Below are 24,546 nucleotides of genomic sequence, written 5' to 3' on the forward strand. Positions count from 1 at the left end.
GTGTTGAGTGAAGAAGTGGATGCGCTTAAAGCGAAACCACTTCTCGGTAAAGGGTTCGAAAGCAGCAGGCGATAAGTGCTGAACGGCTACTGATATTGAGTTTTTTATAAATGTTGGCGCAGTGAAACTTAACGGTTCGCTCGCTGATGAATAGCTCAGAGGCGATCACTTTGTTAGAGCGGCCTTCCATTATTTTGTGTACTACCTGTAGCTCACGTTTCGACAAACAGTCCATGGGAATAACGGTGTCACGAGCGGTAATGCCACTCGCATCTATTTGCATGCGCTCAGCAGCTGTCATCAATACTGCGGGTTCTCTTACTTCATGGTTTTTCATAGGGTTTCTCCGTGTTTACCAGATGTTGCGCTTCCTGTTACTTCAGAGGGAGAGCATGGTTGTAATGTGCCCTGTTCTAGGCGATAAATTTTGTCTGCCAAGGCGATAGATTGGGGGCGATGTGCCACAATAATTCGAGTCATACTCAAGGATTTGAGGTGATGATTTATCTGAGCTTCATTGGCCATATCTAGGTGGCTGCTCGCTTCGTCTAAGAACAAAATGTCAGGCTCTTGATATAGTGCTCTTGCTAAAAGCAGGCGCTGCTTTTGCCCACCGCTCAAACTGCTACCCATATCGCCTACTAGCGAATGATATTGCATAGGCATGTGCATAATGTCGTGATGGATACAGGCAAGTTGTGCTACATAAACCATTTTCTTGAGGTTCGGGGCTTCTTCAAAGCAACAGATGTTTTGTCCAATAGTACCGCTTAAGCAGGCGTCTTCTTGAAGCACAGAAGCGATGACAGGATTTACAGTACTTGGATGCTCTATACTGCCTTGCGAGGCTGGATAAAGGCCCATTAAGCACTTAAGTAAGGTGCTTTTGCCACAGCCGCTGTCACCGATAATGGCTACGATTTCGCCGGTTTTTACTGAAAGTGTTAGGTTTTTAAATACCCACTCACTATTTTCTCCATAGCGGTAGCTAAGCGACTTTATCCTAAGCGCGGTAGTGCCTGACAAAGCGTCATCGTCGAAAGTGCTACTTCCCGGCGAGTCAGCATCGAGTAAGTTAAATAGGGGAGAGTTAGGTGAATCTGAGGTAGAAGCCGAGCTATTGGGCGTATGTGTATGCTGTACGCCGAGCGAACGCTCTGTATTATGTAGCGGGTGAGTTTTGGTTTTTTGCTCTACTGGTGTAAGTAAAATATCGCTTAAACGGTTGAAATGAACGCCTAGCATATTGAGCTCAATAAGCTTATTAACTATACCGTCAATAGCACCTACAAACCTTGTCTTATATGCCATAAAAGCCAGCAACATGCCTATTGAAAGGGAGCCTTGCATGACAAGGTTCGCGCCAATGTAAACAACGACTAGGTTTTCAACGCCAAACAGAAATTGGTTTGCCAGTGTGCTACCTATGTTAAATTTCCCTAAGGTGATGTCTTTGTTAAGTGTTGCAACTAGCTTGTTCTGCCATAGGCCATGGCGCTGTATCTCTTGCCCATACACGCGAATAGGTAAAATTGCCCGCACACTTTCCATGAAGTGGCTCTGTTCAGTAGCGGCCAGAGCAATGCGCTCAGTGGTATGCCTTTTAATGAATGGTAGAAGTCCCAGACGAATGGCTAGATAGATGACCATGATCACGACGACTACCAAAGTAAGCTTGAAGGAATATAAACTCATCACGGCCAAGGTGACGATTGCCATTATTCCATCTAGCATGGCGGTAACGACCCCAGTGGTTAAAAATTCCCGAATGCTAGCCAGGGAACCAAAGCGCGATACCACATCACCAATATGGCGTTTATCAAAATAGTCTAAGGGAAGAGCTAAAAGATGCTTGAATACAGATGCAGACATCTGTAGCTGTAGGCGAGATGAAACGGACAAGATAACGAACTTTCTTATACCGCTTGTAAAGGTTTCTATAACCAGTAATAGGGCAAAGCCAATAGCAAGAGCTTTGAGCAAGGCCTCGTTATTGTAAATTAATACATCATCAACCACTGTTTGCATGTAGTAAGGTGCAGCAAGGGCAAAAAGTTGCAGCACTATTGATAATGCGAAAAGCGTTAGTAAGTTGCGTTTGAAGCCGATGGCACGGGAGAAAAACTGAGTAAGCCCAAGTTGAGGCGCAGACTTTTTGGGGCTAAATGTGTCACTTGGTGAGACCTCAAGCGCAATCCCCGTAACGTACTTTGAGGCTTCTTCAAAATTGAGCTTTCTTTTACCTAGGGCGGGGTCATGAACGAAAATATGCTTCCCTCTCACTTTTGTCAAAACAACAAAGTGGTTCATATCCCAATGCAAAATGGCTGGGCAAGATAACTGCGCAAGATGCTCCATTTCTATCTTTACCGCTCGGGTTTGAAAGCCCAGGTCACTGGCAATTCGCATTACGTCTTTTAAGGTCGTTCCTCGTAGTGACACGGATATGCTTTGACGCAAAGTATTAAGGTCGCGCTTATCGGAGTAGTACTGTGCAATCATTGCCATACAAGCAAGTCCGCATTCAGCCGCTTCGCTTTGCAGAATAACCGGTACCCTGCTTGTTGTATGAAACAGTTGTGCCGAAAGAGGGTGTGTTAAACTCATCATGATTACAGCTTCCCTTTAATGCTATAGAGCGGTTCCATTAACCATTCCATAAGCGTGCGTTGACTTAATTGAACATCTGCCGAAAATGTCATGCCTGCTTTCAATGAAATACTGCTGCCGTAAGCCAATACTTCGTTTGTATCTAAGGTGGCAGTAACCAAGTAGGCTGGCTCGCTAATTGAAATAGGAACATCGGCAAGTTCTCCCGGTAAAACAAGCGACGAAGAAATATTGACTATCTCGCCAAACTGCACACCAAACTTTTGATAAGGGAACGCGTCATATCGTATGTGTAGGGCTTGGCCTTCTTGTAAAAATCCTGCTGAGCGCACGGGTACTGCGATTCGCGCTTGAATGTCAGCATTTTGAGGGAGTAGAGTGAGTAGAGGGCGAGCGCTGTCAACGGTATATCCCGTCTTTACATGAAGGCCTGATATCACGCCGCTGCGAGGGGCATAAATTATCTCTTCAGCATTACTTTTGTGACTCACAATTTGTTGGGTGAGATCGCTATAAGTATTCTCTATATTTGCCAGCTCGTTGGCTTGTTGCTCAGGCAAGGTAGCGAGTTCATGATTTATTGCTGCTATGTTGGCTTGCTCGCTATTCCAATCCTTTTTTGCTAAAGCTAGTTTCTGCTCTGCATTTAAGCGATTAAGCGAATGGGTTTCAAAGTCGGCACGGCTAATATGTCCCTGCTTAAGTAAGGTTTGTGCTTTTTCCCATTGTTTAGATGCTAGAAGCCACTGTGATTGGGTTAGAGCAATAATGTCTTTCAACGTTGCTGAAGTATGTTCTGCTTGGGAAAGCTGCTCTTCCAAGCGCTGCTGCTGGGCTAGGTGCAAAGTGCGCAGGCGCTTAATACTCTGGTGAGTGCGATTTTGTTTCGATTCTAGTTCGGCAAGTAACTGGGTACTGACTCTATGGCCTAATGCATCCTCGCTGCTGTAGCTAATTTTTATTAGAGGTGCGCCCTTTTCGACTAATTGACCTTCACTGACTATGACGTCGAGCACTTTTCCTCGCCTTGCGTCTGAATAAAGCTTGAAAACACCATGGCTGGGTTCTAGCCATCCAGTTACCGAAGCTTTTCGCGCATAACTTTCCATGTTCAGGTAAGCAGCAACCGCCACAATCCACACGACAAGCAGCCCTGCTATTGCTGAATAGGCTGGTTTAGGGGTCATTAAAAAGCTCCCCTCAACGGCATTTGATTGCTCATCAATAACTTCTTTTCTAAACAACCCTGTTCTCATCTTCATCCCTATATAATTCGCTACTTGCGCTTGGGGTCCTGATAAAGTAACCCTTTTTCTAAGTGCTAGTTTGCACATAAAGAGTATCTGGCTGCCGCTTCCATATCGGCGATTAATCCTTGGCATCGTATTCCGTGACGCCTCCATTTTGTTACTACCAGATACCTTGTGGTCAACGTTACTGCAGTGACGGTATTTACTTTAGGCGGCTTGAGAAGCGAATGAAGAGTGCTTAAGGTCTATTTTTCGGTAGCATGCAGCCGCATTGGGCTTGGCGCATTTTTGAAAGCGCTTGGCCTAAATTTGAAAGTTGATATTGCGCAAGAAAACGGCGAAGAGATGCAAAGAAGTCATAGAAGTGTCTAAAGAATGTGCTATAAAAAACAAGGAAATATGAAAATAACACGGTAAGAATACGTAGAAGGAAGCAAGATGTTTGTACCCAGCATACTTTTAAAACAACTTTACACACGTGCAAGCCTTACAAAAACAAATAAAGGCTTATCTTTTTCTCTTAAAAACAGATTAAAAGACGCGACAATCAAGGAAGTAAAATGGATATCCCTTGATGGCGAAAAAATTCCCGAAGAAAAAATTTCACTCCAACTTACTCCTGACACCTGTATTTCTGTAGAAGCTTTAAATAAGTCGGACGGGGAGCCGTTTGGCTTGCGTCAAACCATTACCGTGCATTTAGACATTGATGAAGCCCCATGCCCTGAAAAGCGCAAATTGGGTATTTGCTTTTCTGCATCACCCTTTGGAAAGCTTAAATTCGAAGTAGAAGATAATATTACTGCGCCAGGACAACGCAGTGCCTTTATTCCTCGTGACGATATGGATGATTATGGCGAAAGCATTATAAAAACACGCCAAGGATATTTTGAAAGCGCTACAGGCAAGAAAATAGACCACGTAGGGAAGTACTCAATTGACCCGCAAGCGCTTAAAGGCAATATCGAGCATTTCATTGGCGTGGCACAGGTTCCTATCGGTATTGCTGGGCCGTTGACCATTAATGGTGAACACGCACAAGGTGAGTTTGTTGTGCCACTAGCAACTACTGAAGGCACGTTAGTAGCATCATACAATCGCGGTATGAAGTTACTTAACATGAGTGGTGGCGTAACGGCAACAGTAGTTGATGATGCCATGCAGCGCGCGCCGGTATTTATCTTTGAGAATGCGCGAGGTGCCAGAGACTTCGTTAAGTGGATAAAATCAAACTTTGAGAAGATAAAAGAAGAAGCTGAGGCTACTTCAAGCGTTGCTAAGCTAACCTATATCGACCATTTCCTTTCGAATAAATTTGCGTTCTTACGGTTTAATTTTAAAACCGGTGATGCTGCAGGTCAGAACATGGTCGGGCGCGCTACGTTTGCAGCATGCGGGTGGATACTCGACCATTACGAGGGGATAGAGAATTTCTATCTTGAATCTAACTTTGCTACCGACAAAAAAGCCTCTCAAATAAACATTATGCGTACCCGTGGTAAACGGGTGACAGCTGAAGCCACTATTAAACGAGAGCATTTGTTAGAAGTAATGCGTGTTGACCCGAAGCAAATTGATTACCACGGCCGTGTGGCTGGTGTAGGGTCTTTCTTATCTGGTGTGAATAACACCGGTCTTCATTCGCCAAACGGTATAACTGCTATGTTTATAGCAACAGGGCAAGACGTTGCAAACGTATCTGAATCGTCGGCGGCCATGATGTATTCAGAGCTTACTGATGACGGTGACCTGTATGTGTCTATCACCATACCATCGCTTATTGTCGCTACTTATGGCGGCGGTACCGGTATTGGTACACAGCGAGAGTGCTTAGAGTTGCTAGATTGTTATGGGCGGGATCGCGTGTATAAATTTGCAGAAATTGTGGCGTCTGTGGTGTTGGCCGGTGAGATATCGCTAGCGTCAGCCATTAGTTCGTCAGACTGGGTGTCGTCACACGAACAGTATGGGCGTAACCGGTAGCAAGTAAATTTAACTAACGGAAAGTAAAAAGGGGCTTCACATAATGTGAAGCCCCTTTTGTTTAGCGGTTCATTTACTAATGCTCCCAATGATAGTGGTGCGCTTTCGCTTCCACTTCATCAGCCGTTTGTTGCGGCATAAAGGTCGCATTGTCTTGTTCAAAGAAGAAGGGTTTACGTTTTTTCTTACTGCCTACTTCGTTCATGGTGGCCGACTCGTATACGCGTCCATTTAGTACAGTGTATTCTACGAATTCACTCTTTCTAATGTCGCTAAGCACATCGCCATCAATCACAACTAGGTCAGCAAGCTTACCTTTTTCGATACTGCCAAGATCTTTGCCCATACCCAGGTGTTTCGCGCCATCAATAGTACCACCGCGTAGCGCTTCCCAAGGCGTGAAGCCGCCTTGCTCCATGATCCACAGCTCCCAGTGCGCAGCTAAGCCTTCGCGCTGGCCGTGTGCGCCAATATGTACACTGACCCCATTATCTCGAAGCTCTTTGGCGTAGCTTGCTACGTTTTGGTGGTTGTACTGATTTTCTGGCGCAGTAGGTCGGCGAATCGCGCGACTATCTAGAATAGTCGACGGGGTATAACGAAGAAGACGCGGGTTCTTCCAGACTTCAGTTTTGTCGTACCAGTACTCTTCACCCATCATGCCGCCGTACGACACAACAAAGGTCGGCGTATAGCCGAACTCTGTGGCTTTCCACAGTTGAGTGACGTCGCTGTAGCCTTTTTCCACAGGAATGCTGTGCTCAAGGCCCGTATGGCCATCTACCAGCATGGTCAGATTCTGCTGAAGCTTACCGCCCCCTTCAGGCACCACCATCATCTCTTGATTTTTTGCCGCCCACAGCACTTGCTGGCGCTGGTCACGACGGGGCTGGTTGTAGCTTTTTACTGAAATAGCACCGGCTTCTTTTAAGCGCTCTACGTGGAAATAGGCATCTTCATAATTGTTGATAATCGCTTTGTAACCTAGGCCTTCTGCACCGTATAAAATCGTGCCGGTGGAGTAGATACGCGGCGCAACGATATCGCCTTTACGCTGAAGTTCTGCCGCAGCGAAGATTTCTGTCGTGTCGTTTGAAGGGTCATGAATGGTCGTAACACCGAATGACACATTCGAGTACTGACTCCAGTTTTGCTGAGGAATAATCTCATTGCGGCCCTGCGAGCCGTGAGCATGTGCATCAACAAGCCCCGGGATAATAGTTTTACCCGTTGTGTCTATCTGCATTGCATCATCGGGAATGGTCACATCGCCACGTTTACCCACTGCTTCAATGCGGTTGTCTTTAATCAGCACAACGCCATCTTCAATCACCTCTTGGGTGTTGTCGGCATCGCGCATGGTTACCACTTTACCGCCAACCAAGGCTTTGTAGCCAGATGGTTTGTCAGCTTTTGTGGTAAACGACAAATCCATACCTTCAGCGACCGGCTCAGGCAAGGTTTCCGCTGCGCCATCAACAAAGGCAAAGGCTTCATCAAGTGAACGGCTAAATAGCGTAGGGCCGTTAAACCAGCTAAGGGTTTTGTTGTCAGGCGACCACGTCAGGTATTCACCTGCACGGCTTGAAAGCTGCGTTACCGGCAGCGAGGTCATGTTCGGACCTATGGTAATGCGCTTGCCATTTTCGACAAATGGCGCCACGTACGTTTTGAACTGGTAAACAAACGCAACCCATTTCTTATCGTGTGAAAGTTTGTACTCACTAACCTTATCTGCACCGTAAAGGTGAGTTCGCTTGTCGTTACCCTTAAGGTTTACGCTTGAAAGTTGGGTTTCGTAATACGCTTCGCCGCCCGCTGATTCGGTAAAATACACTCGGTCGTCGTTACCTGCGAAATGCGCGTTGTAGCCGCCTTCAGAGACTTTTTCTACTGTGTCTTTTTCAAGGTCTGCTACGTAAATTCCTGGCTCAACCGAGTATTTGGGGTCTAGTAAGTAGCCGCCGGTAAACTTGCGGAAGACGACTTTCTCGCCATCGGCAGAAAACGACGGCTCAATGTAGTGACCTGGCATCTGGGTAATAACCTTTCCTTTCCCCCCACGAGCAGAAACCACGCTAACGGTGCCTAGGTCTTGGTCATTCCAAGTCGTATAAACAATCGATTTTCCGTCGTTAGAAAAGCGCGGATAGTATTCGTCATGGTCGTTTTGTTTCGTTAAACGCTTAATTTTGCCTGATTTAACGTCGCGCACATAAAGTTTACCTAACGCTTGGAAGAGTACGGTCTTACCATTAGGCGACATTTGAGACCAACGGATCATACGAACGTCAAATTCATCAGGGGCTACATCAACGTCAAAGCGAAGCGCATCAGCAAATTTCACCGTGCCTTCAACGGTTACGTTCATTGTGCTGGTAGTTTTGTCTTTCACGTTTATAGTGTGGAATTTACCGCCTGTCCAATATACGATTTTGCTGCTGTCTGGCATCCAGTCGAAGTAGGCAAAGTAACCTTCCGAGCCAAAGCCTTCTTGCATATCTCGCTCTAGTTCCAACGTCAGTGGTGTTTCTACGCCTGTCTTAATGTCTTTAATGAAAAGTGCGGTTCTATCTTTAACGCGACGAACAAAAGCGATGTATTTACCGTCAGGTGAAGGTGTAGGGACTACAGCGCCGCCCGTACCGCTAATATAGCGGCTCTCTTCGCCGGTTTCGCGGTCGTAGCGAGTGATAGCAAAAATGCCTTCTAACGGGTCGCGGTTATATTCAAAGCGGGCACCCGGAACGGTATTTTCGGTAAAGTAAATGTACTTGCCGTCATGAGAGAATACAGGGTCGGCAATGTTTTGTTGGTCGCGCTTTCCGCTGTTGCGGGCTTTAATTTGTAGGCCGTCGCCACCTGATTTGTGGTACATCCAAATCTCGCCCGCCGGAATACTGCGGCTAGACATAATGCCTTTAGTAACAACTAAGTATTCGCCGTCGGGGCTCCATTTAGGAGAGTGGATAAGGTTACTTTTCTCTTTAGTTACTTGACGAAGATTACCGCCGTCAATGTCCATAACCCATACGTTGCTTAACCCATCTTTATCCGAGATAAATGCGATTTGCTTGCCGTCAGGAGAAATGGAAGGGTGAATATTCCAAGCGAAGTCTTGGGTAAGCGGCGTTGCATCGCCGCCTTTTGTGCTCACTTTGTAAAGATCGCCGAGCATGTCGAAAACCATAAACTCGCCATTTGGCGCCACGTCTAAGCTAGACCACGTGGTTTCATTGGTTTTGATGGTAACTTCGTTTAGTGCATAAGGTGGGTTATTGACGTCCCACTTTTCAATGTCCGATTCTGTTTTTTCTTCACTGTCGCTCTGGGCGTATGTGGTAGGTACTACACTTAAGCCCAAAGCACTTACTAGCGTGATGGCCAGTAAACTTCTCTTTGTCGTTATCATAATTGTATTTCCAAGTGCTTGTTATTTATTTTCTGTCTACATCAGAGTACATGACTTAAAAGGACACTACGTACTCTTGAATTGTGAATCTAAGGTTAATCTTACTTCAAAGTAGGCAAGATTCATTTAGCTAATGCGATTGTGGGTATAAATTTAACGTTCAATGAATACATCATCACTTTCAATGATGCTTGTCTATTACAGCGATAATCGCTAATTTCGTAACAAGTCATTAACAATGAATTGTGTAGGAATTACCGTGAGCAACGCTGAACAACAATTGCATTATTCTACTTGTACGCTCTGTGAAGCAATGTGTGGTATTGAGGTAGCGACGAAAGGCCGTCAAATATTGTCAATAAAAGGGGATAAAAATAATCCCTTTAGCCAAGGTCATATTTGCCCGAAAGCCAGTGCGCTCAAAGACTTGTACGACGACCCTGATCGATTGAAGCGCCCAGTAAAAAGGGTAAGACTTGAAGGAGGAAACAGCGCATGGGAAGACTGCACCTGGGAAGAGATTTCGTGGGATGAAGCCTTCGACCTAGTTGCTAATAATTTGCACCGCATTCAACAGACCCACGGTAAAAATGCGGTAGGTATGTATTTAGGTAACCCTAATGCGCATAATATGGGTTCAATATTATTTGGGCCTTATTTTTACCGTGCGCTGAAATCGCACAACCGCTATTCCGCTACTTCCGTTGACCAGTTGCCACATCACATTGTTAGTCGACGACTTTTTGGTCATATCTCTCAAATTCCTATTCCTGACATCGACCACACGCAGCATTTCATGATCATTGGCGGGAACCCGCTGGCATCCAACGGCAGCATTATGACGGTACCAAACGTGAAAAAACGTTTGAAGGGGATTCAAAAGCGCGGAGGGAAAGTGGTCGTTATTGACCCTAAACGCAGTGAAACCGCTGATATCAGCTGTGAACATCACTTTATACGTCCTGGCAGTGATGCGCTGTTACTACTAGCTATGCTGCATGTGTTGTTTGAAAAGCAACTGCACAAAATGGATGAAATTTTACCTTATGCTGAAGATATAAAAGCGGTTGAAAAATACGTTCACGATTACTCACCGCAAAAAGTGAGCGATATAACCGGTATTTCTGCTTCACACATCACTCAGCTTGTTGTGGATTTCTGCAATGCCGAGTCTGCAGTTTGCTATGGCAGGATGGGGGCTAGCGTACAAGCGTTTGGCACATTAACCCAATATCTTATCATGCTGTTTAATATGCTCACCGGAAACCTGGACAAGCGGGGTGGCATGATGTTTACTCAGCCAGCCGCTGACGTATTACCTGTATCAGGCAAGGGCAGCATGGGTGGATTTACCTCTCGCGTAAGAGGGCTTCCGGCGTTCGCGGGTGAGTATCCTGTAGCCTGTTTGGCTGAGGAAATCCTTACCCCAGGAGACGGGCAAATTAAAGCCATGGTGGTAGGTGCAGGGAATCCTGTTGTTACTACGCCCAATGCAGAACAGCTTGATAAAGCATTCTCGCAACTTGATTTTATGGTTGCGGTTGATTTTTATGTTACCGAAACCTCGCGTCATGCTGATGTCATTCTTCCACCAGTAACTGCGCTAGAGCGCGATCACTACGACATTGTATTTCACAATTTTGCGGTGCGTAATTTTGCTAAATATTCCGAAGCTGTGGTGGATAGTGATGAAGACCAGCTTAGCGACTGGCAAATATACCTTTCGTTAGCAGAAAGGCTCGATGCGCTAAATGGGAAAAATACGGATCACTATGCCGCGCTTTGGGGCAAGCAGCCTAAAGGTGTGGTCGATGATTTGTTGCAAGCAGGCCTTTATGGTCGAAGCGCAAATAAAAACCAAGGCGCGGAGGCTAACTCAAGCGAAATTTCAAAGGCTAGTCCCACAAATGGATTGTCGATTGATACGCTTAAAGCACACCCACATGGTATCGACTTAGGGCCGCTACAGCCGTCTTTGCCTCACGCCTTGTTCCATGAAGATAAGAAGATTCACTTAGATTTTGATTACTTCATGGCTGATTTAGATAGGGTGAACACGCATTTCTTTGGAAAAGCGAACCGTGTTGCGCCGCAAAATAGGTCCGTTGTTTTAATAGGGCGCCGGCATATTAAAACTAATAATTCGTGGCTGCATAACAGCCCTCGTATGGTGAAAGGTAATAACCGCTGTACGCTGCAGCTTCATCCTGATGATGGGGAAAAATACGGCATTGCAGATGGCGATGAGGTATGCGTGAAATCGCGAGTGGGCGCGCTCACCATAGAGGCTGAAATCACCGATGCAATTATGCCTGGCGTGGTTTCTATACCTCATGGGTGGGGTCACAACAAAAAAGGTACTAAGTTGTCTGTAGCAAGTCAGCATCCAGGCGTGAACACCAACATACTTACTGACGACATGCAGGTAGACGAACTGTCTGGTAATGCAGTGTTAAATGGTGTGCCCGTTGAACTAGAAAAAGTAAGTTAAGCATATAAAAAAACGGCATCTACTTAAAAGTAAATGCCGTTTTTCAGTGGTATGTTCAACAAGTAGGTCTTCTACTCATTGCGCGTTCACCTGTGAACTTTTATGTAGCTATCCTGAAAGAGTAACGCTAAAAAAGCTTTTCTACACTAAGTCAAACAGTGAAGTGCACACACTTAAGTCATTGTAACAAACTCTTCACCGCTGGTAGGGTGAATTGCCACACACGCATCAAAATCAGCTTTCGTAGCGCCCATCTTTATGGCAACGGCAAAGCCTTGTAAAATTTCATCCATGCCATGGCCAATACCGTGTAGACCTACTACCTTTTCATCTTTACCTGCACACACAAGTTTCATTTTGGTCATTTGACGATGGCGGGTTACCGCTGTGTACATAGACGCAAAGCTAGAGCTGTACACTTTAATATTGTCCTCGCCGTATTCTTCAATAGCTTCTGGCTCAGTTAGGCCAATTGTGCCAATAGGTGGGTGACTAAAGACCACGGTTGGAATCATTGAATAATCCATGTGAGCGTCTTTTTGGCCATTGAATAAGCGTTCGCTAAGTAAGCGACCCGCTTTAATTGCTACTGGAGTAAGCTCTGCCTCACCGGTAATATCACCTACTGCGTACACGTTTTTGGCAGTGGTGTTTTGGTACTTATCTACTTTAACTGTACCATCATCACTTAACTCAACATCGGTATTTTCTATATCAATTTTGTCGGTAGACGGCTTACGGCCAATTGCCCAAATTAAGCAGTCAGCTTTAAGCACTTCACCATTGGTTAAATGTACTGATAATTCGCCATCGTCAGCTTTTTCTACTTTCTCTACGCTGGCATGGTCATGCAGTTTGCAGCCTTCAGCGTGGATCATATCCACCAAGGTCTCATGAATGATGGGATCAAAATTTCTAAGCGGTGCGTGTTTTCGAACCACTAGGTGCGATTCTGTGCCAAGGGCATGAAGTACGCCAGCTAACTCGACGCCAATGTATCCAGCACCAACCACAACAGCACGCTTAGGTTGCTCTTTTAATGCAAAGAAACCATCAGAATCAATGCCGTACTCGGCGCCTTCAATATCTGGAATTACTGGGTGACCGCCAACGGCAATCGTAATATGATCAGCCGTATACTTTTCGCCGTTTACTTCTACTGTATTGTTATCGATGAATTTTGCGAAACCACGAATAAGTGTTACATCGTTTGCAGTAAGTACGCGGTCATAAGAGGCATGGATACGCTCAATGTAGGCTTGGCGGCTGGCAATAAGGCTGTCCCAACTAAAGTGATTTATCGACAAATCGAACCCGTATTCAGGCGCGTAGCGGTGAACAGCTTCAGCAATTTGGGCTCCGTACCACATGGCTTTTTTAGGTACGCAGCCTACGTTTACGCACGTACCGCCAATATCTTTAGCTTCAATGATGGCGGCTTTCTTTCCGTGTTTAGCTGCACGGTTTGCAGATGCGATACCACCGCTGCCACCGCCAATACAAATATAATCAAAATGTGTCATTCAAAAAGCCTTCTTTATCGGTTTTACGATCGTGAACACAAGCATAAACGCTTAAACACGTTCGCACAGCAAATCATTTTTAAACGGTTCTGTTTGTAAGATTAATTAAAAGACCGAGGTTTGCCTAATAGTGTTTCAATTAGTTAGTCAATGGGGACAATGCAGATTAAATAAAAGGGCGTGGCGCAACCCGCCTTAACTTATGTTGCGCCAGCCCCATTTAAGCTCAATGCCTTCAGAACTTACTCACTTATAGTAGCAGAAAGCTCTTCTGGTTCTATTTGAATACTAAACGCTTTTCCACGTTCTTCTTCAAATTGCACGAGTTTTTGAATGGTGGCATCATTAAACACATGTCCCTCGGGAAGGATAAGGATGTGACTATCGTTATACAAATTTTGGGCGAGGACCATGCCTGCTTTAAGCTGTGAAGCTTTCAATGATGTCGAAAGTAGCTTAGATGTAGTCACACCTTCTGCTTCGAGTAAAAGGTCCAAAAACTCGCCATCATAGCGGGTATTTCGGTGCTTTTTCATTTCTAATTTGGCATCGCGGGGGCTCATTTCCACACCACTCATTCTGCCGGTTACTAAGCGCCAATAATCTCTGGCAATCGCTAAAATGCGCGCCCCTGCGGGAATTTCTTTGGCAACTTTGTTATACAAACCAGAGCCATTGTAGTGCTCGAATTGAAACTCGATAATATCTGAAACTTGATGCAGTTCGTGAGCCGGCGCAAGGATCAGTGCAGCCTGTTTGGTTTGCGATAAATAATTTTGTTGCTGCTGATATTTAAGCTTTGAAAACGGCGCTTTAAAATCTTCGGTTTCAAGCCCTAATAGCCCAAGCTCACATATGAGACCTGCGTAGCGAACTTGTTTTATTTCGTCTTTCTCCAAACGCGCAATACGCGCAAGCTTTGAAGACAGCTCACTTACCTCAATGGCAAATTTCCCGTTAATGTTCGGGTTAATGCTAATCACGTTGAACAGCACTTGCTCCATGGCAATATTGTGCTTTTCAATTTTGTTAAGTGCAGCTTTAATTTGACGAGTACGCTTTTGGACCACTTGTTCTAGCGATGCGTTCACATCTCTGAGCTTTCTATTCTGAAGGCGTGTAAGTTTTTGAAGACGCGTATTTTCAGCTTTTAATTTAACTCGCTCTAACCCTTCCTCAACTACTGCTTTTAATTCTTCGTTATCCCATGGCTTTTGAAGGTAGCGATGAATTTTTCCCTGGTTGACTGCTTTAATCGTGGATTCGATATCAGCATAGCCGGTAAGTACTACTCTAAATGTATCGGGATAATTAATAGCCACCTGTTCAAGAAGCTCAGCGCCAGACATTTGAGGCATCTTCATATCTGAGATCACAACGTGGACTTCGTTGTTGCTCATCAACTCCAGTGCCTTAGCACCGCTATCAGCAAGCAGCAGTGTAATATCCATAGTGAAGAGCGCACGTTTAATTGCACGAAGAATATTAGGTTCGTCGTCGACAAATAGGACGGTATAGGTTGTAGCTTGTTCAGTAGGCTCTGTCATAAAAATTATCCTTATACGCGACGTAACAACTATCACACGCAATGGCATGTTTTAACACTATTACTTTATGCATTATCAGCGTTACCATTACTTTGTAAGTCTTTGGATACGGGGTTGATAGGGAGCGCTAGCGTAAAGGTACTGCCGTCTCCTTCCGTGCTGGTGGCAGATAATGACCCACCGTGTTCTTGCGCGATACCAAATGAAATTGAAAGACCTAACCCCGTCCCTTGCCCTTCCGGCTTGGTCGTGAAGAAAGGATTAAACAGTTTATCAAGATGACTAGGCGGAATACCGCAGCCTGAATCCTCTACCCGCAATTCTAAAAACTCGCCAACCGTGCACGTTGTGATAATTATCTTTCCGTTTTTGCCGGTGGCTTCTATAGCTTGTCCGGCGTTAATGAGCAGGTTGGTAATCACTTGAGATATTTTACCAACGTTCATTTCTACATCCGGGATCCTTCCTAAATGGGTTTCTACCGTACAGATATATTTCAGTTGATTGTTAACCATCGCCAAAGTAGTACGTACACAATCATTAATATTGTGTTTTTGCATTTGATCGCTATCAACCCGTGAAAACAATTTAAGCCCTTTAACTATTTCAGCCACGCGAAGCAAGCCTTCGCGAGAGTCACTCAGTAAATCTGAAATGTCTTCGTTTATAAAGGCCATATCTTGTTTATCTAGCAATTTCTCTAGTTCAATCAGTGATGCTACCCGTTTGTTTTCATCTTTCTCGCCTATAACAACTTGAATTTGAGAAAAGATCATTTGATAAGTAGCAACGTATTCACTAAGTGTTGAAATATTACTGCTTACAAAACCGACGGGGTTATTAATTTCATGGGCAACGCCAGCGGCAAGCTGGCCTACTGATGCCATCTTTTCTGCCTGAAGAAGTTGAACTTGGGCTTCTTTTAAGTCTTTGTTTGTTTCTTCTAGCTGGTAATTTTTTTGATTGAGTAGAGACGTTCTGTCTTGCACTTTTTCTTCAAGCAGCGTATTCAACTCTTTGAGTTCATCCTGCGCACGCTGACGTTGTTCGTACTCCTCCTTTAACCGCTCAACGAGTTGATTAAAAGCTTCGGCGAGCTCGCTTAACTCATCGTTGCCTCTAACTGGAACAAAGACTTCCCTGTAATTATTGTGCTGAACTGCTTCACCAAGGTGTTTAGCACCCTGCAAAAGCTGCTGAAGCTGAGACATTAAAAACGAACCAAGCAAATACGAACACAATCCAACTAGAACGAACTCCATCAAAGCGAGCGTGACGGTCCAGTTTCTCACTCTTGAGACCGACTCTGTTACAGAAGCGATGTTTAGACCAATTTCTACATAGCCGTAAACAGTATCGTTGACCATGATTGGTGCGCGGGTATCGTATACACCATCGTCAGCTGCCGACACCGACAGGTCTGCCTCAAAAGGGCGGCTAAGCGCGTCCTCACTGCCTTTCTCTACAAACACATTGCCAAGTTTATCTTTTACCTTCACGTAGGCAATATTCGGGTTAGTGAGAATTTCAGATACATCTGCGTCAAGAGAAGCTAAGTCATAACTTAAAAAAGCATTTTTTGTTGTAGAAACGAAAAGCGCAACAGTGGTGTCCGCAGACTTTTTGATGTTGCTGTCAACCAGATCGTTTAATAATTGGAACACGGTCACAATTAGCACCAGCAGCAAGAGCGCTGCGATGCTAGCAATGCCAGTTATTGTTTTAAATCGTAACGACAGCTTCATCTGCTCGTTTCTCATAGGTGTGGTCTAGAAAGCGATGCAATACCCAGCTCTCTAACGTCATTCCAATCGCTGTCGTTAGATTCAACAAATTCACTCAACCCAATTTTGCGAAGAATTGATGACTTACTACTGTCATTAGATAATGCAATCAATGCATTAAGAATAGCTTGTCTATCTGCTAACGCCATTTTGGGGTGGGTGGCTATAGCGTGTGGCGTGTAACCTTTGCTTTCCCAAAGCACTCGTAAATCACTTTTCACTGCCTCGGGTGAGATGTTTAGCGTTCGATGAATGCCTCCACCTGCTTTAAAGAAATCGCGCTGAACCGACAAGTACACTGAATCGTGCGAATTTACATAACGCGGAATGAATGCAACATTGTTATTGCGCAGGTGGGCGCTGGTAATAATAGTGGCCGCAAACGCCGCGGGCGCTGGGAAGGCTATTTCGGCACCATTTAGATCATCAATTGATTGAATAGTACTGTCTTGATGAACCACGATTAATCCGCGAATTTTTTTGTCACGTTGTCTAGCAAGAGAACGATAGCCTGCAGATTCGTTAAAAACTACAAAGTGATAGGGGTTCATGTAGGCAATGTCGTAAAGCCCAGCAGTCAAGTTTGCTTCGAAAGTGGGAATATCTTTAGTTGTCTTAAACTCGATGGCAAGCCCAGTATAATTACTCACGTAATCAATAAGCGGTTGCCACCGTTCAGCCAAAGTTTTGGCTGACTGCTGTGGAACGACGGCGAAAGTTAGCGTTTTTGCGTTAGAAGAGAGCGTAACAACAGTAAGACATAGAGCTGTTAAAATGAACATTGCTAGCCGCGACATAGTGCACACCCTCTCATCAAAATTACATCGACATGAATTGTTCTAAGACATTCGTTAAATCATGGTTTGAGAAAGGCTTTTGAAGCGTTGCGTCAGCACCGATTTCCAGCGCACGTTCAAGGCTTATATCGTCTAAGGCAGAGATAACAATAATCTTTAAATCTTTGTGCTTGTTTTGCTCTCGAGTGAATTCAATAACACTATAGCCATCCATGCCTGGCATACTCAGGTCGAGTGTCATCACTTTAGGCTCATACTGACTTAACATGATCCCTGCTTGGAACCCGCCAGTTGCGATGTATGAATCGAACCCTGCACGACGAGCCACACGCTGTATTGATTTCGCTACCGGCATTTCGTCATCTACAATCAGAACAGATGGCGAAGCAATGCCTTTGAGTGCGTCAGGAATAGGCATGTCGTGGCGTTCAAGAAATTCTATGAAGTCCTCAACAAGAATACGATTGTTACCACGCCCAGGAAGCTTAAAGCCTTTAAGCTTCCCGCTTTCAATCCATCGAATTACAGTGCGAAGGTTCACATCGCAATACGACGCTATTTCGCCAGAGGTTAAGGTTTTCATATCTAAGCCTTGTAGATTTATTACACAGAATTATAGCTGCTGTATCACAAGTAGACAAAGTAGACAAAAGGATGAAATGTGACATTTGTGACAGGATGCTTCGTGAGGTCACAAGTTGCTAACCACCTTATTTATATTTATTTAAGGTACGCTTCGAGCACACTAACCTCATCAAATCTTCGTGATCCTTACTTTCACACTAGAAGTAACTTCAAGATAGGTCAACTGTGGCTTAAACAATAGCTTGCTTTTAGTCAGCGAAACCCCATCATTATTCTATCAACGTGTTAAGAGTGAAAAAGATTATGACAACACCTGCAATCGAGATGGTAGATGGCCTACCAATTTTTTCTGCTATTGAGCCTGCCTCTATAAAGCCAGCTATCGAAAAAGCCATTGAAGCTTGTAAAAGTGAAATAGAAGAAGTGGTAGCGTCGAATGATTACTCTTACAAGAATTTAGTATTACGCCTTGAAGAGGTAGACGACCGCTTAAGTAAAATGTTCTCACCTGTGTCTCATATGAACAGCGTAGTAAGCAGCGATGAATTGCGAGAGGCGCATGATGCGTGTTTGCCGCTTTTATCTGAATACGGTACTTGGGTAGGCCAGCACGAAGGCCTTTATAATGCTTATGCTTCACTAAAAGCGTCTGACGAGTTTGACACCCTTAGCGAAGAACAACAGAAAGTCATTGAGAACGCGGTACGCGACTTTACGCTCTCAGGTGTTGCCTTGCCTGCACAACAAAAGAAACGTTTTGCAGAAATTCAGGCAAAGCTTAGTGAGTTATCGTCAACCTTCTCAAACAATGTGATGGACGCCACCATGGGCTGGACCAAACACGTTACCGATGAATCTGAGCTTGCAGGTATGCCAGAGTCAGCACTTGAAGCGGCAGCGCAAGCTGCGCACCAAAAAGACTTGCAGGGATGGTTATTTACCCTGGATATTCCGTCTTATTTGCCTGTTATGCTTTACGCCGATAATCGTGAACTTCGCGAAGAAATGTATCGTGCCTATGCCACAAAAGCGTCTGACCAAGGTCCGAATGCGGGTAAGTGGGATAACACCGACATTATTAAAGAGACCTTAACGCTGCGCACAGAGCTGGCTGAATTGTTAGGGTTTGCTAGCTATGCAGAGCGTTCACTGGCTACCAAGATGGCAGAATCTACTGATCAGGTAATAGGTTTCTTACGCGACTTGGCGGCTAAGTCTAAACCTCAGGCGGAAAAAGAGCTTGAAGAAGTAAGAACGTACGCCAAAGACAAACATGGTGTTACCGAATTAGCAGCATGGGATTTACCGTATTACAGCGAAAAGTTGAAGCAAGAAAAGTACACCATTTCTGATGAAATGCTGCGCCCTTATTTCCCTGAAGACAAAGTGCTATCAGGTCTTTTTGAAGTAGTGCATCGCTTATATGGTTTGAAGATTATTGAGCAGCCAGGCATCGACACCTGGCATAAAGATGTACGTTATTTCACTATAACCGACGATGCCGACGCATTGCGTGGTAGCTTTTACTTAGATCTTTACGCCCGTGCTAAAAAACGTGGCGGGGCATGGATGGATGAATGCCGAGTACGACGTGAAATGATAGACGGTGAGCTACAGCTGCCGGTTGCGTATCTGACCTGTAACTTCAATGCCCCTGTCGGCGATAAGCCTGCGCTGTTTACGCACGATGAAGTCGTCACCCTTTTCCATGAGTTTGGTCATGGAATCCATCACATGCTTACAAAAATGAGCGTGGCTGGCGTATCTGGCATTAACGGTGTGCCATGGGATGCTGTTGAACTACCAAGTCAGTTCTTAGAGAACTGGTGTTGGGAAGAAGACGCCCTTAATTTTATTTCTGGTCATTATGAGACCGGAGAGCCGCTTCCAGCTGATTTGCTCGACCGCATGCTTGCGGCTCGTGATTATCAATCTGCTATGCAGATGGTTCGTCAACTTGAATTCAGTCTATTTGATTTCTTACTGCACAGTGAAAAGGGCAGTGAAGTAGACGTGCAGGGTACCTTGGACAAAGTGCGCGAAGAAGTTGCCGTAGTTATTCCGCCATCGTTCAATCGCTTCCAAAATGGTTTTGGACACATTTTTGCAGGTGGATATGCAGCGGGCTATTACAGCTATAAGTGGGCTGAAGTCCTTTCTGCAGATGCCTACAGTAAATTTGAAGAAGATGGCATCTTCAATCGCGATACGGGCAAAGCGTTCTTAGAAAACATTTTAGAAATGGGCGGCAGCAAGCCTCCTATGGATTTGTTTGTTGCCTTTAGAGGGCGCGAGCCGAAGGTTGACGCTTTGCTTCGTCATAGCGGTATAAAGGGCTAGGCATACATGAAAGAGTCGAAGTTAGAGTCTTTCCAATCTATCTACCGCCGTGCGTGCGAGCGCAAAGGCGGTGAAAGGGGGCTTGAGGCAATGCTTCAAGCCCCGCTTTCTAAAGCGCAAATTGAAGCCATTAGTGATGATCGCTTTTTAGCGGCAATGACTAAGCAAGTTTTTAAATCTGGCTTTGTATGGCGAGTCATCGAGCAAAAATGGCCAGATTTTGAAACCGTATTTTTCGGTTTCAACGTGGATAAAGTGTTGCTGATGCCAGATGAAATGCTAGAACAAAAAGCGTCGGATAAGCGCATTGTTCGCAACTATAAAAAAGTGATGACTGTGCGAGATAACGCCATGATGATTAAAGATGTGGCTATGGAGCACGGCAGCTTTGGTAAATTTGTCGCCAGCTTTGATAAAGACAACATCACCGAACTATGGGCGTTTTTGAAAAAGCGCGGCGCGCGATTAGGTGGCAATACGGGCCCGTACATGCTCCGCGCATTGGGTATTGATACGTTCTTGTTCTCTCGTGACGTTGAAGATTATCTGCGCAAAAACGAGATTATAGATGGCGGATTAACATCGAAAAAGTCGCTGTCAGCAGCAAATGCAGCATTTGCACATTGGCATAAAGAAAGCGGTCGATCACTACAAGAAGTCAGCGCTATTGTAGCTTTTAGCTGGGGCACGAATAATCTTACAGCGTAATACGGATTAGGACTATTTAGGGCTTCTTTGCGTATATTAAAAGCAGGCGTGCATCTCGCAGGCTAATGCAGAAGCAAAGCTAGCAACTTGGCTTTCAATATGAGGCAGACAGGCATAAAGCTTTTGCTTCAGCACACAATCCTATACACTTCGGCATTAATAACAATATTCAAATTACAGGACTGTCATGAGCGACAATCAAACTCCCGCTACGCAAGCAGACTCTGCAATCGACAATGCTAACGAGCATACGACACACTTCGGTTTTAAGCAGGTAGATAAAGGGCAGAAAGCCTCTTTGGTTGCTAATGTTTTTGACTCTGTTGCTGCGAAGTACGACGTAATGAACGACTTTATGTCAATGGGAGTACATCGTTTATGGAAGCGATTTACCATTGACTGCAGCGGTGTGCGTGCGGGTAATAAAGTACTGGATATTGCAGGTGGTACTGGCGATTTAACCGCTAAGTTTTCGCGTTTGGTGGGCCCTACAGGACGCGTAACCTTAGCTGATATTAACTTGTCTATGCTTAAGGTGGGGCGTGATAAATTGCGCGATCGGGGTTTGGTTAGCAATATTGATTATGTACAAGCCGACGCAGAAGCGCTGCCGTTTCCTGACAACCATTTCGATGTGGTGACCATGGCATTTGGTCTTCGAAACGTGACGGAAAAGCAAAATGCACTGAATTCTATTTTTCGTGTGTTAAAACCCGGTGGTCGCTTACTGGTTTTAGAGTTTTCTAAGCCTACGTCAGAGCAGCTAAGTAAGCTTTACGACATGTATTCTTTCCACATCTTGCCGAAAATGGGGCAGCTGGTGGCGAATGATGCAGAAAGCTACCAATATCTTGCTGAAAGTATTCGCATGCACCCTGATCAAGAAACATTAAAAGGCATGTTTGAACAGGCTGGCTTTGAACAATGTGATTACCAGAATCTAACCGGCGGTATTGTGGCTCTGCATAGAGGCTACAAGTTTTAATGCCTACTTCAGCGCTTGTTACCGCTACGGTTGAATCGGCTCTAAACAAACTGCTGTCTTTAGATGAAGACAGCGAGAAAAGATTAAAAGTCCTTAACGGCGCGAGACTTACCGCGTTTATTTCGCCGCTGCCTTACGGTATCACCTTGTCTTTTTCTGACCGAGTGGACGTACTCAGCGAGCAAGGCTCGTTTGAAGACGCCGTCGCGTCCCTTGGGCCGAAAGACTGTTGTATTAAAACGTCGCTACAGACCTTGCCTGAGTTAAAAGAAACTAGCCAGCTGACCCGCCTTATTCAACAAAAAGCACTCTTTTTAGAAGGGGAGCTGAACGTTGCCCAGCAAGTCAGTGCTTTGTTTCAGCAGCTCGACATCGACGTTGAAGAGTTGATTGCTCAAAAGACCAATGACGTTATCGCTCATCAAACCATTAAAACGGTAAAAACAGTGCATGAGAAATCGATGACGGCTCTAGCGTCTATGGCGAAGGTCTTTGGCAATGCCGTGGTAGAAGAAAAACAGCTGGCTGCACATAAGCTTGCGGTAATGCACTTTAGTGATGAAGTGAATGCGCTTCGCGACAGGGCAGAAAGTGCCGATGCGCGACTGCGCCGGTTAGAAGAAAAACTTAAGTAAAATTGAGAGAAACAGGCTCATAAATGCGTATTGTTAGGTTATACCGAATTAACAAGGTATTGTTGGAACACGGCTTAGATGAACTTATTCCAGCAAAATGGTTACCCTGGTACGCGCGAATTATGCGCCATGCCATTTTTTGGGTGCGCAATAAGCATAAAGGGAAATCTCCTGGCGAGCGCATTACTCTTGCATTGCAAAATCTTGGTCCAGTCTTTATCAAGTTTGGTCAAATGCTTTCTACACGCCGCGACCTGCTTCCCCCAGCTATTGCTAATGAGCTGGCCCGCTTACAAGACAAGGTACCACCTTTCTCGTCAGACGTAGCGCAAGACATCATCAGGCGGGCACTAGGGCTATCTGATCTGAACGAGTTGTTTAGCGAATTTGAAACCGCGCCACTCGCGTCGGCCTCTATTGCGCAAGTTCACGCAGCAAAGTTAAAGCACAATAACGAAGATGTTGTAGTAAAGGTATTAAGGCCGGATATTCGCGATACCATAGTGGCGGATATGGAGCTTTTATTTAGCCTAGCAAATGTCCTACAGCGTTGGTTGCCAGACGGCAAGCGTTTACGCCCTGTAGAAGTGGTAGTGGAATACCGCAAAACCATTGTAGATGAGCTTGATCTGCTCCGTGAGTCAGCTAACGGTATCCAGCTAGGACGTAATTTTGAGGGCTCAGACGCCTTATACGTACCTAAGATTTACAGCGACTACTGTCGCAGTAATGTATTGGTTATGGAGCGTATTTACGGCTTACCTATTTCCAATATCGATGCTTTGTTAACCCAAAACACCAACATGAAAAAGTTAGCAGAGCGCGGGGTTGAAGTTTTCTTTACCCAAGTATTCCGGGATAGCTTTTTCCATGCTGATATGCATCCGGGCAACATTTTTGTATCTACGGAACATCCTGAAAACCCCAAATACATCGCCATCGATTTTGGCATTGTTGGTACGCTTAATCGCGAAGATAAGCGCTATTTGGCCGAAAACTTTATCGCCTTTTTCAACCGCGACTATCGCAAAGTGGCGCAACTTCACGCCGACTCAGGTTGGGTGCCGCAAGATACCAACATTGATGAGTTCGAAATGGCCATTCGCACAGTATGCGAACCGATATTTCAAAAGCCTTTGGCAGAAATATCCTTTGGTAACGTACTGCTACAGCTATTTAACACGGCACGACGTTTCAATATGGTGGTACAGCCGCAATTGGTGTTACTGCAAAAAACCTTGCTGTATATCGAAGGTTTAGGTCGTCAGCTTTACCCCCAGCTCGATTTATGGAAAACCGCCAAGCCGTTCCTCGAAAACTGGATGAAGGAACAAATTGGTTTTACGGCTATGATGGGGAAAGTAAAAGACAACTTGCCTTTCTGGTCTGAAAAACTCCCTGAAATGCCAGACCTGCTTTACGACAGTTTACAGCAAATGAAGCGCTTGCCATTGCAACAGCAGAGGGCACATTTGGCACTGATTCAAGAGCAGAAAAAAACAACTCAGACCACTCACTTAAGCCTAGTAGGTGCAACCTTTGTACTGATGTCAGCAATATTGCCAATTTATGACTTATCTTGGTATTTCCCTGCAAGTACGGGAGTAATCGGCGCAATTTGTTGGTATTTAGCGTGGCGAAAAGGGCTGTGATTTTTGTTACGCTGCGGTGAAATATTTATGAAATCCGTAGTTAATTAATTAATTTGTATAGTAATCGTCCCGAAGAGTGTTATAGTGGATACGGCTCTAAGCCAAAGTCTTTAAATAGACGCGATTTTGTATTATTTGCTATATGTTAAACCACTCGAGTTACCCGGTAATTTGTTGTAAGTTGTTTGTCCATTCGTAAGTAAGACCCAATACTCCGCCAATTTAAAGACTCTAAAGAACTTTG

General features: G+C 44.9%; 16 protein-coding genes. 7 read left to right on the top strand and 9 right to left on the bottom strand.

From position 1 onward, the window contains the following. Positions 1 to 25 precede the first annotated feature (25 nt). From ACXAFM_RS11540 to ACXAFM_RS11550, 3 genes are read right to left on the bottom strand one after another with little or no spacing between them, the layout of a single operon-like run. Positions 26 to 337 (bottom strand): helix-turn-helix domain-containing protein, encoded by a 312-nt coding sequence (locus tag ACXAFM_RS11540; RefSeq protein ID WP_179984757.1) that lies wholly within the window; start codon positions 335 to 337, stop codon positions 26 to 28. Further along, the gene (locus ACXAFM_RS11545) at positions 334 to 2,610 is read right to left on the bottom strand and encodes a peptidase domain-containing ABC transporter (RefSeq protein ID WP_474829598.1); all 2,277 of its coding nucleotides are present in this window, start codon (positions 2,608 to 2,610) and stop codon (positions 334 to 336) included. Before ACXAFM_RS11545 ends, ACXAFM_RS11540 begins: the two co-directional genes overlap by 4 nt. Positions 2,611 to 2,612: 2 nt before the next feature. After that, positions 2,613 to 3,866 carry an HlyD family secretion protein gene (locus ACXAFM_RS11550; protein ID WP_474829600.1) on the bottom strand — a complete coding sequence of 418 codons (1,254 nt, stop codon included), beginning with the start codon at positions 3,864 to 3,866 and terminating at the stop codon, positions 2,613 to 2,615. Positions 3,867 to 4,298: 432 nt separating this feature from the next. Here ACXAFM_RS11550 and ACXAFM_RS11555 point away from each other — a divergent pair, with 432 nt between their 5' ends. Next, entirely contained in the window at positions 4,299 to 5,843 is a 1,545-nt protein-coding gene (locus ACXAFM_RS11555; RefSeq protein WP_474829602.1) for a hydroxymethylglutaryl-CoA reductase, read from the top strand. A gap of 76 nt (positions 5,844 to 5,919) precedes the next feature. Here ACXAFM_RS11555 and ACXAFM_RS11560 read toward each other — a convergent pair whose 3' ends face one another. Beyond that, positions 5,920 to 9,255, bottom strand: coding sequence for an amidohydrolase family protein (locus tag ACXAFM_RS11560; RefSeq protein WP_474829604.1), 3,336 nt, complete (start codon positions 9,253 to 9,255; stop codon positions 5,920 to 5,922). A 259-nt stretch (positions 9,256 to 9,514) separates the two neighbouring features. Between ACXAFM_RS11560 and ACXAFM_RS11565 the strand changes: the two genes are divergently transcribed. After that, complete coding sequence (locus tag ACXAFM_RS11565; protein WP_474834620.1) at positions 9,515 to 11,746, top strand: molybdopterin oxidoreductase family protein; 2,232 nt, start codon at positions 9,515 to 9,517, stop codon at positions 11,744 to 11,746. Positions 11,747 to 11,919: 173 nt separating this feature from the next. Here the strand turns inward: ACXAFM_RS11565 and gorA are convergent, their stop codons facing one another. From gorA to ACXAFM_RS11590, 5 genes are all read right to left on the bottom strand, one after another. Then, positions 11,920 to 13,269 carry a glutathione-disulfide reductase gene (gorA, locus tag ACXAFM_RS11570; protein WP_474834622.1) on the bottom strand — a complete coding sequence of 450 codons (1,350 nt, stop codon included), beginning with the start codon at positions 13,267 to 13,269 and terminating at the stop codon, positions 11,920 to 11,922. 242 nt (positions 13,270 to 13,511) lie between these two features. Beyond that, positions 13,512 to 14,816, bottom strand: a complete 1,305-nt coding sequence (gene nosR / locus ACXAFM_RS11575) for a response regulator c-di-GMP phosphodiesterase, NosR family (protein WP_474834623.1) — start codon at positions 14,814 to 14,816, stop codon at positions 13,512 to 13,514. A 65-nt stretch (positions 14,817 to 14,881) separates the two neighbouring features. Beyond that, complete coding sequence (locus tag ACXAFM_RS11580; RefSeq protein WP_474834625.1) at positions 14,882 to 16,561, bottom strand: sensor histidine kinase; 1,680 nt, start codon at positions 16,559 to 16,561, stop codon at positions 14,882 to 14,884. 11 nt (positions 16,562 to 16,572) lie between these two features. Further along, complete coding sequence (locus tag ACXAFM_RS11585; protein WP_474834626.1) at positions 16,573 to 17,397, bottom strand: phosphate/phosphite/phosphonate ABC transporter substrate-binding protein; 825 nt, start codon at positions 17,395 to 17,397, stop codon at positions 16,573 to 16,575. 22 nt (positions 17,398 to 17,419) lie between these two features. Then, positions 17,420 to 17,980 carry a response regulator gene (locus tag ACXAFM_RS11590; RefSeq protein ID WP_179984746.1) on the bottom strand — a complete coding sequence of 187 codons (561 nt, stop codon included), beginning with the start codon at positions 17,978 to 17,980 and terminating at the stop codon, positions 17,420 to 17,422. A 305-nt stretch (positions 17,981 to 18,285) separates the two neighbouring features. On the opposite strand from ACXAFM_RS11590, the gene prlC reads away from it, so the two are divergent. The 5 genes from prlC to ubiB all read left to right on the top strand — a co-directional run bounded on the left by prlC (position 18,286) and on the right by ubiB (position 24,302). Then, positions 18,286 to 20,322 carry an oligopeptidase A gene (prlC, locus tag ACXAFM_RS11595; RefSeq protein WP_474834628.1) on the top strand — a complete coding sequence of 679 codons (2,037 nt, stop codon included), beginning with the start codon at positions 18,286 to 18,288 and terminating at the stop codon, positions 20,320 to 20,322. Positions 20,323 to 20,328: 6 nt separating this feature from the next. Beyond that, a complete protein-coding gene (locus tag ACXAFM_RS11600; protein ID WP_474834630.1) occupies positions 20,329 to 21,030 on the top strand; it encodes a DNA-3-methyladenine glycosylase I in 702 nt (233 codons plus the stop codon). A 187-nt stretch (positions 21,031 to 21,217) separates the two neighbouring features. Continuing rightward, positions 21,218 to 22,015 carry a bifunctional demethylmenaquinone methyltransferase/2-methoxy-6-polyprenyl-1,4-benzoquinol methylase UbiE gene (ubiE, locus tag ACXAFM_RS11605; protein ID WP_118491819.1) on the top strand — a complete coding sequence of 266 codons (798 nt, stop codon included), beginning with the start codon at positions 21,218 to 21,220 and terminating at the stop codon, positions 22,013 to 22,015. Beyond that, positions 22,015 to 22,650 carry a ubiquinone biosynthesis accessory factor UbiJ gene (locus ACXAFM_RS11610; protein ID WP_474834632.1) on the top strand — a complete coding sequence of 212 codons (636 nt, stop codon included), beginning with the start codon at positions 22,015 to 22,017 and terminating at the stop codon, positions 22,648 to 22,650. Before ubiE ends, ACXAFM_RS11610 begins: the two co-directional genes overlap by 1 nt. 23 nt (positions 22,651 to 22,673) lie before the next feature. Beyond that, a complete protein-coding gene (gene ubiB / locus ACXAFM_RS11615) occupies positions 22,674 to 24,302 on the top strand; it encodes a ubiquinone biosynthesis regulatory protein kinase UbiB (RefSeq protein WP_474834634.1) in 1,629 nt (542 codons plus the stop codon). Positions 24,303 to 24,546: the final 244 nt, after the last annotated feature.

The organism is Alteromonas sp. ABD4_190 (assembly GCF_056160105.1).

What these genes read in the sequence shown, in the direction of transcription:
- ACXAFM_RS11540 (WP_179984757.1), bottom strand. Translation starts at nt 337, where the DNA reads ATGAAAAACCATGAAGTAAGAGAACCCGCAGTATTGATGACAGCTGCT.
- ACXAFM_RS11545 (WP_474829598.1), bottom strand. Translation starts at nt 2,610, where the DNA reads ATGATGAGTTTAACACACCCTCTTTCGGCACAACTGTTTCATACAACA.
- ACXAFM_RS11590 (WP_179984746.1), bottom strand. Translation starts at nt 17,980, where the DNA reads ATGAAAACCTTAACCTCTGGCGAAATAGCGTCGTATTGCGATGTGAAC.
- ubiE (WP_118491819.1), top strand. Translation starts at nt 21,218, where the DNA reads ATGAGCGACAATCAAACTCCCGCTACGCAAGCAGACTCTGCAATCGAC.
- prlC (WP_474834628.1), top strand. Translation starts at nt 18,286, where the DNA reads ATGACAACACCTGCAATCGAGATGGTAGATGGCCTACCAATTTTTTCT.
- ACXAFM_RS11600 (WP_474834630.1), top strand. Translation starts at nt 20,329, where the DNA reads ATGAAAGAGTCGAAGTTAGAGTCTTTCCAATCTATCTACCGCCGTGCG.
- ACXAFM_RS11550 (WP_474829600.1), bottom strand. Translation starts at nt 3,866, where the DNA reads ATGAGAACAGGGTTGTTTAGAAAAGAAGTTATTGATGAGCAATCAAAT.
- ubiB (WP_474834634.1), top strand. Translation starts at nt 22,674, where the DNA reads ATGCGTATTGTTAGGTTATACCGAATTAACAAGGTATTGTTGGAACAC.
- ACXAFM_RS11585 (WP_474834626.1), bottom strand. Translation starts at nt 17,397, where the DNA reads ATGTCGCGGCTAGCAATGTTCATTTTAACAGCTCTATGTCTTACTGTT.
- nosR (WP_474834623.1), bottom strand. Translation starts at nt 14,816, where the DNA reads ATGACAGAGCCTACTGAACAAGCTACAACCTATACCGTCCTATTTGTC.
- gorA (WP_474834622.1), bottom strand. Translation starts at nt 13,269, where the DNA reads ATGACACATTTTGATTATATTTGTATTGGCGGTGGCAGCGGTGGTATC.
- ACXAFM_RS11610 (WP_474834632.1), top strand. Translation starts at nt 22,015, where the DNA reads ATGCCTACTTCAGCGCTTGTTACCGCTACGGTTGAATCGGCTCTAAAC.
- ACXAFM_RS11555 (WP_474829602.1), top strand. Translation starts at nt 4,299, where the DNA reads ATGTTTGTACCCAGCATACTTTTAAAACAACTTTACACACGTGCAAGC.
- ACXAFM_RS11580 (WP_474834625.1), bottom strand. Translation starts at nt 16,561, where the DNA reads ATGAAGCTGTCGTTACGATTTAAAACAATAACTGGCATTGCTAGCATC.
- ACXAFM_RS11560 (WP_474829604.1), bottom strand. Translation starts at nt 9,255, where the DNA reads ATGATAACGACAAAGAGAAGTTTACTGGCCATCACGCTAGTAAGTGCT.